The following is a 15,993-nucleotide window of genomic DNA, read 5'->3' on the forward strand; positions in this document are numbered from 1 at the left end:
AAAATGCAAACAAAAAACCTCAACTATCTAGTAATGAGATGATTGAGGTTTTTGAGAGTGGAGCTGCAGGGATTCGAACCCTGGTCCGAACATGGCCGATGTCGAGCCTTCTACATGTTTATTCGGTCTTATTTTTCGAGATTGAGAAGCCGTCCGACGTACCTAATTCAATCCTTATTTCCTCCGATACTATTTACTGGTAAGAAAACCGCCAGAAAACGCCTCTGCGTGTCGACACCTCTGGTTCTCCCGCGGCAGAGGTTAGCAGGAGAGAGATGTGGCGTTTGGTTAATCTATCCTAGATTAAGCAGCCATGGCATACTGAGTATTGCCTCTTGTTGTTTGGAAGAATTTTTAAATGGAGGTTCTACCAACTCCATACATGCTTATACTCGCAAAAGCTTCACGCCGTCAAAACCGGTCAGCCCCATTGCGTTGCAACATATTAACGGTAAAACACTTTTAAAGTTCCCGCTTAGAGCGAATTTATTAAATAGTTAGCTAAAATACCTAGAAGAATGGTAGGAGTGATGCTCATTAATGTGCCAATTAACACATATTCCATTTGTTTGGTTTCTGTGTCTTTAAACCTCAAAATAGCCTTTGTAGCTATCAAAAAGCCCATTGCAGAGAATTGACTGGTAAGAATAAAGGTTAAAATAAGCACGCGTTCAAAGATTCCAATCCAAAGGCCTGCTTTTTGTAAAGATTCTTGCCGATCTGGTTCTAATTGTGACCTCCATTTGTGGGTGAAAATATTAATAACTACGCTTAATGGAAAGGTAATAACTCCATATACAAAGACTAAAATCCAAGTTTTAGGCTCATCAACTAGCCAGATAAAAGCATCTCTTAGCCATTCCCATCCACTTATTAGAAACAACCAGGTGATGATTAGGATGAAGGTATGTAAAGCTTGGTCAACTAGAAATAAGATGAATCTGTTTTGTTTACGGTATATTTTACCTAGGTCTATTAGGTAATGCGTTACGCCAATAAATAGAGCAGCCCAGAAATTGCCGGAAAATACCAGAGCGGCTAAAAAAGTAATTAGAATATGTAAATAGAGCTTTTTGGAGCGTATTTTATTGATTTCTTTATCTTTACTCCATGAACTAAATTGCAGGAAATAATCGGAAACCATGTGAGCTATTAGTAGTTTTATCAGAAGGCTTATTTCAGGGTTTGTCAAACTCATAATGTATGGTCAAAGTGGCTTACAATATTCTCAATTAAATTCCAGCCTGAGTTTTTAATTCTTCTATTCACGGAAGACTGACGAATGCCAATTTCTTCTGCAATCTCTTGCTGAGTATTGTCCAAAAGCAGCCAGTAATGTACTTCCATTTGGTTTAATGTATTAGTTCTTTCTAGGTAGTCTAATGTGGCAGCATGGAGTTTCCATTCGGCGTTCTTTAGTTCATCTTCTGTATGAATGCTTATCAAAGTTTTTTCATCTTTCATGACATCTAAACCTTGGCCTGACAGCCAAAAAGCAGGTCCATCTGAGTTTGAAAGTCGTTCTTCTAAAATATTTACAGTACCAATTCCAATGGATATTCTCGCAGAAAGCCCGGTTTTAAGCCTTAATAGGTATTTAATTCGCAATGCTTCTGAAAGCCCTCCTTTTTCTAGCATTACCTGAAAAGAATCACCTCTTATAAAGAAATCATATTGCCCTTTTGAAGAGCTAGCTAAACTTTCTAAAGTTTTGGCAATTCCCTTCCTTTCAGCATTGCTGAGTTTTGTAGAATCTATGATGTCGCCAGTTAATACCTGCATTTATGTACAAATATATACATAATATTTACTTATGCACTCTAGTATGCATATTTTTGTTTTATGCAGTTTAATATGCATAATTTGTCATTATCTAATTAGGTATGCATAATCAGTCAGGAACTAAACTTAGGAGCCAAATGAATTTCTGCCAACATACATCTGGCAGAACCACCACCAAGCGTTTCAATTAAGCCTAGTTCAGCATAAAGTATAGAGGTTATTTCTTCTAAAAATGCAATTTGTTTCGTTTCTAAACTCCTATAAGCTCGTGCCGACATTATCAAAAAACGCTTACCTTCTTTATTTTCCACTTGCAGCATATTTCCTGCAAATTCATTCATCTGATTAAGGCTTATTTCCAAAGGAGGCTTTCCAGATTCTTTTAAAGAATTTAAAACTAATTCTCGTTCTTCTTTATTACGAATAGTTTCACTACAAATCACTGAAAAGTCAGTTCCTATATTCATCATCACATTGGTGTGATAAATAGCAACACCGTCACTATCAGAGGCATTAAAAGTGATGATTTTGTAATCAGGGAAATGGGAGCTCCAATCTTTAATAACCGACTCGTGGGTTCTACTAGAGAGGCAAGCATAGGCCACTTTTTTAGACCTATCTAGCACTAAACTGCCAGTGCCTTCTAGGTACTTTTCATTGTTTTCGTGCTGTTCTAAGCGTATCACACTTTCGACATGGAAGCTTTTATCAATGAAATTGAGAAGTTTTACACACCGTTCAGCCCGTCTATTTTTAGCCTCCATGGGGTAGAGAACTACATGCCCATCAGCATGAAAAGAGACCCAGTTATTTGGGAAAATACTATCTGGAGTTCGTGGTTCTAAGGAGTCATCTATAACAGTAACACTGATTTTAAATTCTTTTAGTTTTTCGACAAAGGCATCAAAGTTTTTAGCAGCATCTTGCTGCGGTTTTTCATTAACCTTTGCTTCATGCATAAAAGCATTGCTTTCCGCGGTTTGTTCATTAAAGCCAAAACAAACGGGACGAACCATAAGCAGGTGAGAACAACATTGTTTTTCCATTATACAGAAGCTCTAAGAATTGGCAAACTCATACAATGAGACCCACCTCTAGCTCTTGAAAGTTCTGCAGACGGCAATAGAATAATGGTGTTTTCTAAAGTTTCTGGAGATTTTGTATTCTTCTCAAAGTCCAATAGGAGGTCTTTGACATTTATCACCGTAAAACCTGCCTCTTCAAATGCTTCTGAAGTCTTATTATTCCTGTCATAGCCTACTGCCACACCTTCTTTAAGCACTAATAAATTACAAGAGTCGGTCCATTGCTCACGAGCTCCATAAGGGAATTCATTGTTTCCAGAGTAAACAAATTTGATAGGTTCTTTACACTTTAAGTCAACTTTAGAAATATCAATCAAAAGGTCTTCTAAGTTTTCAAAAGACTTAGATTTTTCTTTACCGTTTTCCACATAAAACTGCTTAATCATTAATTCTTCGGCCTTATTTCTTTGACCAAGCTCTTCCCAAATTAAATCTTTTTTATGTTTTTCGGCTGCACGACCAATTGATGCTAAAAGCACCCAAACGTTCTTTTTTATTTGCGTAAAAACCGTGTCAATGTGCATATAGTCACGTTTGGCAGGTATTTTCACCAAAGTAACCTTTGTTAAAACTTTTCTGTCAAAAAGCTTACGCATAACTTGCCTGGCAGCTTCTACGCTCGTTCTTTCGCTTATTCCTATCAACAGGTGATTTGGAGCCACCATCATTACATCACCACCTTCCAGGGTTTCTTCTTTGTCGCCTTGTTCATTCTCAGGCATTAAGAATTGTTCATCATTTTCTTCTATTTCAATTAAATTGCTCCTTAAGCTTTTGAAAATAGGATGATTAAAGAAAACATACTTTGCCAGTAAAGACTCTCTACGTCTAGCTAGTTTGGCAGGTTTGTTAAGCAAGAAATGGTCATTAATCATGATTCCAATATCCCTAGTGAAAATAAGGTTGGGAATAGGGGAGAAGTACATGTCTCCAGCACTGGTCATGCCAGTAATCAAAAGTCTTGTTAGCTCTAAATCTGAAAGTGCCAAAAACTGCTCCATTTCTTGATAAGAACATTCCTCTATAGCACTGACGGCCGCCACCAACCTACTTTTAACCGAAGAATCTGCTATAATTTCTCTCACAAGAATCTCAAATTCTATTACTTTTTCAGATTTGAAATAGTCTTTATTTCCTGGTTTGAAGAATCCTCTATCGCTGTCAGCATCTATTTCGGCAAGTTTTCCTTTTACTTTGTCGGTATCTAAAAAGTAGAGCAAAAGTTTGACGTAATAATCATACTCTTCGCTACGCATTGTTTTCAAATGCACAATGTCTTCAAAAAGCCAATCTTGGGCCTTTGATGGTACTACTTTTCCCAAACCACTGTCTGGGCTATGAATGATGAGTTTCTGTAAGGTGGCTACCTCACTATTTACATGAAAGTCCATTTAATTTATTTAATATATGTCATACATAATTTTAACTAGCGAAGTCAAAAGAGCATTACATAAAACCAAAGTGAGCAATATAATAGAGTATCAAACTCTTGATTTTTGGAAAATAGGACGTCATAATTGATGAAGATTTCGTTTCTTGAAACCAGTGGTTTCAAAGTTAACAATAAGTTTCTAATGATTAATTACATTTTCTCGAACGGATTTTACTGAATCTAGGTTTATACAGTGAAATATGATATTGCAAAGAAAAAAGCTATCTTTGCAGCCCAATTTAAGACCAAATAATTGTTTAGAATGCTGAAAATCAGTAACTTACACGCTAGTATTGAAGATAAAGAGATTTTAAGAGGTATAAATCTTGAGGTTAAACCAGGCGAAGTACATGCTATCATGGGCCCAAATGGCTCAGGTAAAAGTACATTAGCCTCTGTTTTAGCAGGAAGAGAAGATTATGAAATCACAGAAGGTTCTGTCGACTTCATGAATAAAGATCTTCTTGATTTAGCCCCAGAAGAAAGAGCAGCAGAAGGTATTTTCTTGGCGTTCCAATACCCAGTAGAGATTCCTGGTGTTAATACCATCAACTTCTTAAAAACTGCCATTAACCAAATCAAGAAATACAGAGGTGAAGAGCCAATGAATGCTGCATCCTTCTTAAAATTGATGAAAGAGAAGGCTAAATTGGTTAAAATTGATGACCAGCTACTTAGACGTTCTCTTAATGAAGGTTTTTCAGGAGGGGAAAAGAAAAGAAACGAAATCTTTCAAATGGCTATGTTAGAGCCTGTTTTAGGTCTTTTAGATGAAACAGATTCTGGTTTGGATATTGACGCTCTTAGAATTGTGGCTGATGGAGTAAATCAGTTAAAAAACAAAGACCGTTCATTTGTAGTTATTACGCACTATCAGCGTTTGCTTGATTATATTGTACCTGATTACGTTCACGTATTATATAAAGGTAGAATAGTGAAGTCTGGAACAAAAGATTTAGCTCTAGAACTAGAAGAAAAAGGGTACGATTGGATTACTGAATCTATTGACGCCAACGAAACAGTAGCATAATTTATCAAAGAGTTTCCTAATGTCTGAAAATAACTTACAAAGTCAGTTAACAGAAGTATATAATGATTTGCAGTCCTCTTTAAATGGGAGTGCGTCAGAAGCATATAACCAAAGGCGTATTGCGGCCATTGATAGCTTCAATAAATTAGGGTTCCCTACTACCAAACATGAGGAATGGAAGTATTCCAATGTGAAAAACTTGGTAAAAGGAGCCTATAACTTAAGTGCAAAGAAAAGCCTGCAATCTGAAGGTTTAAAAAGTCTTGAAATACCTGGTTTAGAGGGTATCATATTGTATTTTGTGAACGGTTACTTTCAGGAAGAACTTTCTGATTTAAGTTTGGCCGAAGGCAAAATTTCAATACAAACTTTCCAGGAAGCTCAATCCAATAATCCTGAAATTCTTAACAAACACTTCTCAAAATATTCGAAAGATAGTGAAGAAGCTTTTACTGCCTTAAATACTGCTGTAGCTAATGATGGAGTGGTAGTTAATGTAGAAGCTAATGCTACCATTGAGCATCCAATCATCTTAAGAATGATTACAGATGTTACACAAGAAAATGTGGCTAGCAATATCAGAAACTTGGTAGTGGTAGGAGAAAATGCAGAAGTTAAAATTGCCGAAATCTTTAGAACTTTAGGAGAGCACTCTTCTTTTGTCAATACGGTAACAGAAATAGTGGTTGCTAAGTCGGCAAGAGCAGATTACTATAAGATTCAAGATGATAATAATTCATCTTATCACGTAGGAACTACCAATGTTTACCAAGAAGATAAGAGTTATTTCTATGCTGCCACCATTACCTTAAACGGTGGTTTTACTAGAAACAATCTAAACCTTGATTTGAATGGTGAATATTTAGAAAGTTTCATGTATGGTCTTTATATCCCAAACGAAAAACAGCATGTTGATAACCATACCGTAGCAGACCACAGAAAACCTAATTCAGTTTCAAACGAACTTTATAAAGGTGTTTTAATGGATAAATCTACGGGGGTTTTTAATGGTAAAATCTTTGTAAGACAAGAAGCTCAACAAACCAACGCCTATCAAAACTGTAGAAACGTAATAACTTCTGATAGTGCTACCATGAATACCAAACCTCAGCTGGAAATTTGGGCTGACGATGTAAAATGTTCTCACGGAGCTACCACAGGTATGCTTAATGATGAAGCTATTTTTTACATGCAATCTAGAGGTATTCCTAAAGAGGAAGCCATCAAAATGCAGCTTTTAGCCTTTGCTGATGATGTAGTCTCTCAAATTAAAATTGAAACTATCAGAGAGTACCTAACAGAGATTATTCACGAAAAATTAGGTTAATTAAAGCATCAGTTGGTAAAAAACGCAGTCTAACCATTCTCCGTTTTTAAAGCCAATTTCTTTGAAAGTGCCTACTTCTCGGAACCCGAATCTTATGTGAAAGTTAATACTTCCTTGATTACGAGTGTCAATACCGGCCGTCATACTATGATGGCCGTCTTTTTTTGCCCTTTCTATTAGGGCGTTCATCAGTTTCTTTCCAAAGCCTTTGCCCTGTAAATCAGGATAAAGGTAAACACCATGCTCTAAGCTGTTTTTATACCCAGAACGAGCCCTAAATTGCCCATATGTGGCATAACCGACTACTTTCCCATCGTCTTCTGCCACAAAAACGGGATAAGAATTTTTCTGCTTTTCAAGAAAGAAGTCCTTAAAGAAAGCCATGTCTTTAGGCTCACTATCGTAATTATATGAGCTATTGATTATATAATGATTCCAAATTTCTGAAATAGGAACTAAGTCTTGCTGTGTAGCCTCTCTAATCATTTTTTTAATAAATGTCTAATGCTTACTAAATGGGAAAATAAAACTGTTGGAACTATAAAAGATGGTAGCCAAATGAATGGGAAAAGTAAAACGCCTCTATTGGGATTATTAAAAGACATCGTTTGAAAAGGCCCTTCAACAGATAAAATAGCCATGACTACTACATTAAGTAATAAAAACAAGCACAGAACATTCCATAGGAGGAGTCTGTTCCTATCAATTATAGGTTTTCTTATACCGTAAAATATGATTAATGGAGCAGTTAATCCTGCAATGATATCATAATTACGCCCTTCAAAGGTCATAGCCTCCGGAATTTGCGAAGCAACAAAGAGCATCCATAAAACTATTTCTACCGGAATTCTAACTGTATGAATCCAGTAAAGTGACTCTGGATCTAGTTCATCTAAAAAGTTCTTACCCTTGGCAGAAAGGAATATGAAGGCCATTAAAATAAGTGCGGGAATAAGTGCTAAACCAAACCTTGGAGGTAAGGAGGTGGTATCTTGATAGAAACCGGAACTTGCCAAATAGCCTTGTAAGCCCAGCCATGCATATAAAATGACTAACATAGTTTGACTTGGTTTAAACGCACGTTTAAAAAGCCAAATGGTAACAAGTGTAGTCAAAATAAAGAGGATACTAACGTATTCAGGTACTTCTGGATTCATATTTCTCTGTTTTGCCTAAAGATAGTGCTCAATTTTTATCATTCTTAATGTTCAACTCTATATCGTCATAAAATCCAATTTGTTGGTCTTTTTCTCGTAATAATTGATATGTACCTAGAGATAAGTCAGACGTTTTACTACTAACTATATTATGTAAATGCCAGTAAGTATTTAACTTTATATGATAGATGCTTTTAGCTAGTTCAAGTTACTTTCCACTAGAATGATGGCTTTTGCCTTGTCTATCATTTTCGGGATATTGTTAGATTTTGGATGCTACCCATAGGTCTCGAGACTTTCTTGTTCTTAGAAAATTTTGGTCTATTCGTAAGGAAACCGTTTGTGTAAAGATTCTGATTAAAACAGGGGGTCTATTTCTTGACACCAATATGTTAGGTACCTGGTGTAAATTATTTAGATTTTTTCCAAACTAATTGATATCTATGCTTGTTGCAAGATTGAATAATAGAATAGAAGTCTTGAATACATTAGATATAGATAAAATAAGGGCAGAATTTCCAATTTTAGACCAAGATATAAATGGTAAAAAATTGGTATATTTTGACAATGCGGCTACTACACAAAAGCCAAAAGTGGTAATTGACGCAGTAAGTAATTATTATGCAGGGTATAATGCTAATATTCATAGAGGAATACATCATTTGGCCGAAAAAGCTACTTCAGCCTTTGAATTGTCCAGAAAGTCTATCAAAGATTTTATCAATGCCGAAAGTACGGAAGAAGTAATTTTTACTTACGGTACCACTGATGGAATAAACTTGGTTGCTCAAACTTATGGCCGTGCTTTTTTGAAGCAAGGTGATGAAATAATCATCAGTACTATGGAGCATCATTCTAATATAGTGCCTTGGCAGATGCTTTGTGAAGAAAAAGGATGCGTTCTGAAGGTTATTCCTATCAACGATGACGGCGACATCTTGTTTGATGAATACAAGAATTTACTGTCTGAAAAGACAAAGATAGTGTCGGTAGTATATGCTTCCAATGCTTTGGGAACGGTAAACCCGATTGCTGAGATTATAGAAGAAGCACATAAAGTGGGAGCGGTTACGTTGGTAGATGCGGCTCAGGCCATGTCTCATATAGATATTGATGTGCAAGCCTTAGATATTGACTTCCTGTGTTTTTCTGCCCATAAACTTTATGGCCCTACAGGAATGGGTGCCTTATACGGTAAGAAAGACCTGCTAAATAAAATGCCGCCTTGGAGAGGTGGGGGAGAAATGATAAAAGAGGTAACGTTTGAGAAAACTACCTATAATGAGCTGCCGTATAAATTTGAAGCAGGTACACCAAATATTGCCGACGTCATTGGAATTACTGCCGCTATTGATTTTGTCAATAAACTAGGTAAAAAGAACATTGCTGATTACGAAAATGAGCTTTTGCAATACGCTACAGAGAAGCTGGAGGCTATTTCCGGTCTAAAAGTAGTAGGTAAGGCCAAAGAAAAAGTAAGTGTTCTTTCATTTGTAATGGATGGAATTCATCCTCAAGATATTGGAGTTTTATTAGACCAACAGGGCATTGCCATTAGAACTGGCCATCACTGTACGCAGCCTCTTATGCAGCGATTCGGGATTGTAGGAACTTCAAGAGCGTCTTTTGCCGTTTATAATACCAAAGAGGAGATTGACAGGTTAGCAGAAGGATTAGAGAAAGCAAAGAGGTTTTTGTTGTAACTTGCGAAAAGAAAGAGATTAAACGTATGACGATAAACGAATTACAAGAAGAGATAATAGAGGATTTTGAACTTTTCGATGATTGGGAGGGTAAATATGAGTATATCATAGACTTAGGTAAAAGTCTCCCGAAAATGGCGGATGAGTTTAAGACAGACGACAATATAATAAAGGGTTGCCAATCTATAGTCTGGTTACATCCATTTATGGATGGTGATAAAATTCATTTTCTTGCGGATAGCGAGGCCATCATTGTAAAAGGTTTGGTGAGTATGTTATTGAAGGTTTTATCAGGTCACAAGGCTGAGGAAATCTTAAATGCCGACCTTTATTTTATTGAAAAAGTAGGGCTTGCGGGGCATTTGGCTCAAACAAGGTCAAATGGGCTTGCTTCTATGGTTAAACAAATGAAAATGTATGCTTTGGCATATACAAGTCAAGAATTAAAGATATGACAGCAGTAGAAACAGAATTAGTGGAGAAGGTAAAAGCGGCTATAAAAGAAGTTTATGACCCAGAGATACCAGTAGATGTTTTTGAACTAGGATTGATTTATGAAATAAAGGTTTTTCCTGTCAATAATGTTTATATTTTAATGACACTTACTTCACCTTCTTGTCCTTCGGCGGAAGCTATTCCAGCGGAAATTGAACAAAAAGCAAGGGAAGTAGAGGGTGTAAGTGATGTAACGGTGGAGCTTACTTTTGACCCACCCTATAGCCAAGATATGATGTCTGAAGAGGCAAAATTGGAACTTGGTTTTATGTAATTTAGAGAAAGAATTAAAGAATAATTTAAACAAATATAGATATGTATCCTCCTCATTTAGTGGCACCTATGAAAGCTCAGTTAACCGATGCAGGTTTTACAGAACTTCTTTCGGCTGCAGACGTAGATAATTTCATGGAAAACCAAAAAGGTACAGCCGTGATAGTAATAAATTCAGTATGTGGTTGTGCTGCTGGAACTTGTCGTCCTGGTGTTTTAGCTTCTTTAGCTAACGCTCAAAATAAGCCAGACCAGCTAGTAACAGTTTTTGCCGGTGTAGATACGGAAGCTACGCAGCGTATGCGTGATCATATTCCAATGCCTCCATCTTCTCCATCAATTGCTCTTTACAAAGATGGTGAATTAGCACACTTTGTAGAAAGACATCATATTGAAGGTCGTTCGGCTGAAATGATTGCTCAGCATCTAGGAATGGTTTATGACGAACTTTGTGCTACTGAGGCATAAATAATAGGCGTATACCGAATCACGGTATTTTGGAGGCTATCTCGATTTGAGGTAGCCTCTTTTTTTGTGTACCTACCTGAATAAAGTCAATTTCGGTTTGTTCGTATATAGAATAGTGCAACTTGGCATAAAACTGCCTTAAAACTTATTCTAATCTTGTTCATGGCATAGAGTTTGAATTTGAATAGAAGAGTGTGGATGGTCAAATGCTTTCTTTTACATGACCTGCAATTCCCAATATCGAGCTCCTTCTTTTAATTTAAAAGAACCAATGTATGTCAGAAAGAAAAAATAAGTTTCAGCAGAGTATTGATAAAATACTTGAAGAGATATCGCACGAATTAGCGTGCGAAGCTGCATTAATACGCTCAAATCTTACTGGCTATAAAAAATGTCAAATTTTTAGTAAAGAATCTAAGAAGAAAGACTTTTTAAGTATTGATTTATTAGAATTACAGCAATTTCTATCTTCTTCGAAAAAAGGAATAAGTTTTTCAGAAATAAAAAAACAATTTCCGCCTTTCTCATTTCTTTCAAAATATGATTTTATTAAAGATGCTGAACTAATTGAAATTCTTAACGAAGAAGGAAATCAAGTAGGTCAGTTATTACTATTTTCAACAAACATTAAGTTAGAATTAAGTAGAATTAAGAGTTACCTATCGCTCTTGGCTTTGGAGTTAGAGGGATGCCATAAGACTTCAAACCTTTCGTCGTACGAAAATATTTTTAAGATATCATCTGATATGGTGGTGGTGGCTGGAATTGATGGTTTAATCAAACGAATAAATCCTGCTTTCAGAAGAACATTACTTTGGTCTGAGGAAGATTTGCTTAAACTTAGAGTTAGCGAGATAATTCACCCTACAGATTTGGCCTTAATCATCAAGAAGATTGAAGGCTTAGAAAAGAAAACACTGAATTTCGGGATTAATGCCCGGTTAAAACAAAAGAATGGCGGTTATAGAAAAATTGAATGGGTTATTTCGTTAGACCATTCTAATCAACTTGTTTACGGAATTGGTCGAGATGTCACCAAGGTAGAAGAAACTAGTTTTGAGCTTTTAAGGGCAAAGGAAATGCTTGAGAGTACTAATAAAGTGGCTCGAATTGGAGGTTGGGAGTACAAAGTAGCCAATGAGTCTCTTTACTGGACCTCTATTACTAAAGAAATACATGAAGTAACTCAAGATTATGAAGTAGATATTAGTCAGGGGCTTTCTTTTTATAAAGAAGGAGAAAGTCTAGATAAAATTTCAAAAGCCTTTAGCACAGCTTTAGAAAAAGGTTTTCCTTTTGATGTAGAAGCTGAAATTACAACAATTAAAGGAAATGATAAATGGGTTAGGGCTATTGGCAAGCCAATATTTGTTAATGGTGAGTGTGTTAAAGTAAGTGGTACATTCCAAGATATTTCAAAAGAGAAAGGCAATCGTGTGGCTCTGGAGGCTATTAATGATAGGATGACAGCAGTTCTAAATGCAAGTACCGAGACATGCATAATTGCAACTGACTTAGATGGTAGAATAACCCATTTTAATTCTGGCTCAGAAATACTACTGGGGTATACGGCTAAGGAAATTGTAGGTATTTATACACCCGTTATTTTTTATGACCCTAAAGAGTTAGAAAAGCAAGCGGAAGAAAACTCAAAAGACTTTGGGTTTAAAGTTAAACCTGGCTTAGATAGTTTAAGGCTTAAGTCAAAACTTGGTTTACCTGATAATGGGGAGTTTACTTATATCACTAGAGACAATGAGCGTGTCAATGTCAAAATATCTGTTACTCCTATCAAGGATAAAAACGAGGAAATAGTAGGTTACCTAAGTGTAGCTGATGATATCACAGAGAAAAAACTTTGGGAAAAGAAGATTCTTGAAAGTGAAAAGCGATACAGAGTATTTTTTGATAATTCTGAAGTAATCATGTATACGCATGATTTGAAAGGAAATTTTACTTCAATGAATTCTGTGGGAGCTCGTTTAGTAGGGATTTCAGAGGAAGAAATGAAGAATAAGAGCATTTTAGATATTATTCCAATTAAATCAAAAGGTAGCTTTCCTTACTATTTAAAAGAGTTGGAAGAAAAAGGGAAATCTAAGGGACTAATGCAGGTTATTAATCATTCTGGTAGAGAAGTTACATGGTTGTATAACAATGTAGTAGTAGAGTCGGCTAAAGGCTTTAAGTATGTTCTTGGTAGTGTTATGGACATTACAGACAGAATTGAGTTAGAAAGAGACTTAAATGAGTCAAAGAAATTAGCAGAGTTTAATGCTAAAATGAAGGATTTATTCTTGGCTAATATGAGCCATGAAATAAGAACCCCAATGAATGCCATAACCGGATTTACAAGGTTACTAGGAGATACTAAATTGAATTTTGAACAAGAAGATTACCTTAAATCTATCAATACGGCATCTACCAATTTATTAAATATAATTAACGATATCCTTGATTTTTCTAAGATAGAATCAGGACAAGTTAACATTGAAAATGTTGAATTTAACCTGTACGACGTAGTTTCTAGTGTAGAGCGTTTGTTAAGGCCAAATGCCGAAGCGAAAAAGCTTCGTCTGGCAATTATTATTGATGAAAATGTGCCAATGTTAATTATAGGAGATCCCACTAGGCTCGGACAGATATTGACAAATTTAATTAGTAATGCTATTAAGTTTACAGAGAATGGTTTTGTTAATCTTGAGGTGTCTTTAGTTAAGGATGATGAAGAGTCTACCGAGCTAAAGTTCAATGTAGCAGACTCTGGTATTGGCATTCCAAAAGATAAAATTCAGGTTATTTTTGAAAGGTTTACACAGGCAAATACCGATACTACAAGAAAGTATGGTGGCACAGGTTTAGGGCTGAGTATTTCAAAATCTTTGGTGGAGTTGCAGGCTGGTACATTTCATGTGGAAAGCGAGGTTGGTAAAGGTTCATGCTTTGGTTTTATGATTCCATTTAAAAAGGTTTTTGAGGTGTCAAAGGAAACTAGTATTGCCGAGAAAACTATATTAAAACATTCAGGACTCAAAGTACTCTTGGTAGAAGATAACATTCTGAATATAAAGCTAGCCATGAAGGTTTTAGAGAAGCAAGGCTTTATAGCTAAAGTGGCGGAAAACGGAAAAATAGCCGTAGACATTTTAGCAAAGGAAAGCTTTGATGTGATTTTGATGGATCTACAAATGCCTGAAATGGATGGATACCAAGCAACTCAATACATTAGAGATACTTTAGCGTTAAGCACGCCAATAATAGCCATGACAGCTCATTCTTTAGTAGGAGAGAAGGAAAAATGTTTAGCAATAGGAATGCAAGACTATTTACCAAAACCTTTTAGTCAAGAGCAGCTATATGAAAAAATAATAACACTATCAGAAAGCAATACAATGAAGGAAAACATACGTGCACCTAAACCTACCTATGATTTAAACTACCTCAGAACCATGGCTGAAGGAAATAAGGAGTTTGAAAAAGAGATTATAAATACCTCTTTAATTCATATACCCGATAATTTAAAACTGCTCCTAAATGCTATAAGACTATTGGATTTAAAGGAAATCAGTGCGGTAGCACATCGATTAAAATCTTCCTTTAATGTAATGGGGATAGATGATCAGAACCTTTTAAAAGAATTTGAACTAAGCGGTATTACTGACCTAAGTACACTTGAAAATATGTATTTCAAACTTGATGGAATTTATAATGAAACTAGAGAGTGCCTAGAGTTAGAGTTAGAAGAGTATTACGCTTAAATAAAGACCATTTATGAATATATTTTTAATAGAAGATGACGAACTGTTACTTAAAACAGTGGAGTATAAACTTAAGAAAAATGGTTTTTCTGTGGAAACGGCAAAGAATGGATATGATGCTATTGAATATCTGAAAGTAAATAAGCCAGACCTCATTGTAACGGATATTATGATGCCGTTTATTAATGGTTTAGAGATTGTGAGTCATGTAAGGAATGTTTTGAAAAGTAACACACCTATCATAGTACTAAGCTCTGCGGGTTTAGAAAAAACAGTTTTAGAGGCGTTTGAATTAGGTGCTGATGACTTTATAACTAAGCCATTTAGTCCTAATGAATTGATTATAAGGATAAATAAAAACTTAATTAGTAGAAAAATGACTGCTAATAAATAAGTAGTGCTCAGGTTCAACATCATATTGTTAAGTTTAGACTTCCATGGTATTTCTTCCTTGGAGGTACTTTATGGTATGAGTTTTTTTCTCGTGCTTTTAAGTTTGTTTTTCTTTTGGGTAGTCATGTCTAGTAGGAAATCAAAAGAAAGGTTAGCACATGAAAAGAGTATTTTGGTGGAAAGGTGTCGAGAGTTTATTTCAGAATTAGTTTTTGAAGATAGTCTTTGCAAAGAGTCTAAAAAATTGGAACATTACCTTTTCTCATCAAAATTTAGAAGTCAGATTTTACTAGAAGAACTGATTACTCTTCATAAGAGTCTTAAAGGAGAGTTAGCCTATTTTTTAGAAGGTTACTACATAAATAAGAACCTTTATAAGCTCAGTTTTTCAAAAGTTAAGAGTCAGAATAATTATGACATTATAGAAGGGTTGTACGAATTGTCTGAGCTAAACGCCAAGGTAGCTATACCAATGGTAATTAAGATTTATAAAAAACAGCAGGAGTCAGAAATGAAGAATTACTTCTTAGAGTTTTTGATAAATCAAAGTCCTAAAGAAGGTATAGAAGAGCTAATTAAAGCCTCTACATTTTTATCTGATTGGTTTCAAATTAAGGTTATTAATATACTTAAAGATAGAAACTTTATAGATGTACCGAAGTTATCAAAGTGGTTAAAAAGAGGGGGGAGTCACGCCATTTTTGGATGCAGGTTAGTAGCCTATGCAAAGAAACATTCAGAGGAAGGTGAGTTAATAGGAATTCTTTCCTCTGGCAATGACAGCTTAAAAATTGAAGCTTTAAAAACTTTGGTAGCCTTAGAAGCAAAACAAACTGATGAGCTTTTAATTGAAAACTATTTTAATCAGTCGGACTTGGTACAAAAAGAAATACTGTTGACTTTAACGCAGTTTGACACTGACCTTAATATTGGTTTTCTTAATAAATGCAAAGTAGCAAAAGAAAGGGAAACTAGGTTATTCGCTAAAAATGCCATTAGAAAGATAAACAGAGCAAAGAAATACTTTGAAGTACAGCCGCAGGCTAATTTAGCCTATAATATGACTGAGAAATTTAAAAAAGTATCATAA

General features: G+C 35.4%; 15 protein-coding genes and 1 other RNA gene. 9 read left to right on the plus strand and 7 right to left on the minus strand.

Annotation, left to right across the window (positions count from 1 at the left end; genetic code table 11):
* Positions 1-55: 55 nt before the first annotated feature.
* From ssrA to AADJ06_RS03815, 5 genes are all read right to left on the minus strand, one after another.
* Positions 56-429, minus strand: a transfer-messenger RNA (tmRNA) gene (ssrA, locus tag AADJ06_RS03795).
* 46 nt (positions 430-475) lie between these two features.
* Positions 476-1,198: a DUF3307 domain-containing protein gene (locus tag AADJ06_RS03800; protein ID WP_341225075.1), complete on the minus strand. Its 723-nt coding sequence runs from the start codon at positions 1,196-1,198 to the stop codon at positions 476-478.
* On the minus strand, positions 1,195-1,782 hold the full coding sequence (locus tag AADJ06_RS03805) for a SatD family protein (RefSeq protein WP_341225076.1): 588 nt from the start codon (positions 1,780-1,782) through the stop codon (positions 1,195-1,197). Before AADJ06_RS03805 ends, AADJ06_RS03800 begins: the two co-directional genes overlap by 4 nt.
* A 113-nt stretch (positions 1,783-1,895) precedes the next feature.
* On the minus strand, positions 1,896-2,828 hold the full coding sequence (locus AADJ06_RS03810) for an arginine deiminase-related protein (protein WP_341225077.1): 933 nt from the start codon (positions 2,826-2,828) through the stop codon (positions 1,896-1,898).
* Positions 2,828-4,258, minus strand: a complete 1,431-nt coding sequence (locus AADJ06_RS03815; RefSeq protein ID WP_341225078.1) for an arginine deiminase family protein — start codon at positions 4,256-4,258, stop codon at positions 2,828-2,830. Before AADJ06_RS03815 ends, AADJ06_RS03810 begins: the two co-directional genes overlap by 1 nt.
* Positions 4,259-4,561: 303 nt before the next feature.
* Between AADJ06_RS03815 and sufC the strand changes: the two genes are divergently transcribed.
* Together sufC and sufD are read left to right on the plus strand one after the other, a co-directional pair.
* Positions 4,562-5,329: a Fe-S cluster assembly ATPase SufC gene (sufC, locus tag AADJ06_RS03820; protein WP_341225079.1), complete on the plus strand. Its 768-nt coding sequence runs from the start codon at positions 4,562-4,564 to the stop codon at positions 5,327-5,329.
* A gap of 19 nt (positions 5,330-5,348) precedes the next feature.
* Positions 5,349-6,656 (plus strand): Fe-S cluster assembly protein SufD, encoded by a 1,308-nt coding sequence (gene sufD / locus AADJ06_RS03825; RefSeq protein ID WP_341225080.1) that lies wholly within the window; start codon positions 5,349-5,351, stop codon positions 6,654-6,656.
* On the opposite strand, the gene AADJ06_RS03830 is transcribed toward sufD, so the two are convergent.
* Positions 6,657-7,142: an N-acetyltransferase family protein gene (locus tag AADJ06_RS03830; protein ID WP_341225081.1), complete on the minus strand. Its 486-nt coding sequence runs from the start codon at positions 7,140-7,142 to the stop codon at positions 6,657-6,659. It lies immediately after the preceding gene.
* The gene (locus AADJ06_RS03835) at positions 7,139-7,813 is read right to left on the minus strand and encodes a hypothetical protein (RefSeq protein WP_341225082.1); all 675 of its coding nucleotides are present in this window, start codon (positions 7,811-7,813) and stop codon (positions 7,139-7,141) included. The genes AADJ06_RS03830 and AADJ06_RS03835 overlap by 4 nt, the downstream gene beginning before the upstream one ends.
* Positions 7,814-8,256: 443 nt before the next feature.
* On the opposite strand from AADJ06_RS03835, the gene AADJ06_RS03840 reads away from it, so the two are divergent.
* The 7 genes from AADJ06_RS03840 to AADJ06_RS03870 all read left to right on the plus strand — a co-directional run bounded on the left by AADJ06_RS03840 (position 8,257) and on the right by AADJ06_RS03870 (position 15,993).
* Positions 8,257-9,516, plus strand: a complete 1,260-nt coding sequence (locus AADJ06_RS03840; protein ID WP_341225083.1) for a cysteine desulfurase — start codon at positions 8,257-8,259, stop codon at positions 9,514-9,516.
* A gap of 26 nt (positions 9,517-9,542) precedes the next feature.
* Entirely contained in the window at positions 9,543-9,971 is a 429-nt protein-coding gene (locus AADJ06_RS03845; RefSeq protein ID WP_341225084.1) for a SufE family protein, read from the plus strand.
* The gene (locus AADJ06_RS03850) at positions 9,968-10,285 is read left to right on the plus strand and encodes an iron-sulfur cluster assembly protein (RefSeq protein ID WP_341225085.1); all 318 of its coding nucleotides are present in this window, start codon (positions 9,968-9,970) and stop codon (positions 10,283-10,285) included. Before AADJ06_RS03845 ends, AADJ06_RS03850 begins: the two co-directional genes overlap by 4 nt.
* A gap of 41 nt (positions 10,286-10,326) precedes the next feature.
* Positions 10,327-10,752, plus strand: a complete 426-nt coding sequence (locus tag AADJ06_RS03855; RefSeq protein WP_341225086.1) for a BrxA/BrxB family bacilliredoxin — start codon at positions 10,327-10,329, stop codon at positions 10,750-10,752.
* 275 nt (positions 10,753-11,027) lie between these two features.
* Positions 11,028-14,510, plus strand: a complete 3,483-nt coding sequence (locus AADJ06_RS03860; protein WP_341225087.1) for a PAS domain S-box protein — start codon at positions 11,028-11,030, stop codon at positions 14,508-14,510.
* A gap of 13 nt (positions 14,511-14,523) precedes the next feature.
* Complete coding sequence (locus AADJ06_RS03865; protein ID WP_341225088.1) at positions 14,524-14,904, plus strand: response regulator transcription factor; 381 nt, start codon at positions 14,524-14,526, stop codon at positions 14,902-14,904.
* Between the two features lie 75 nt (positions 14,905-14,979).
* The gene (locus AADJ06_RS03870; RefSeq protein WP_341225089.1) at positions 14,980-15,993 is read left to right on the plus strand and encodes a hypothetical protein; all 1,014 of its coding nucleotides are present in this window, start codon (positions 14,980-14,982) and stop codon (positions 15,991-15,993) included.

The organism is uncultured Arcticibacterium sp. (assembly GCF_964021845.1).
Taxonomy (GTDB): Bacteria; Bacteroidota; Bacteroidia; order Cytophagales; family Spirosomataceae; genus Arcticibacterium.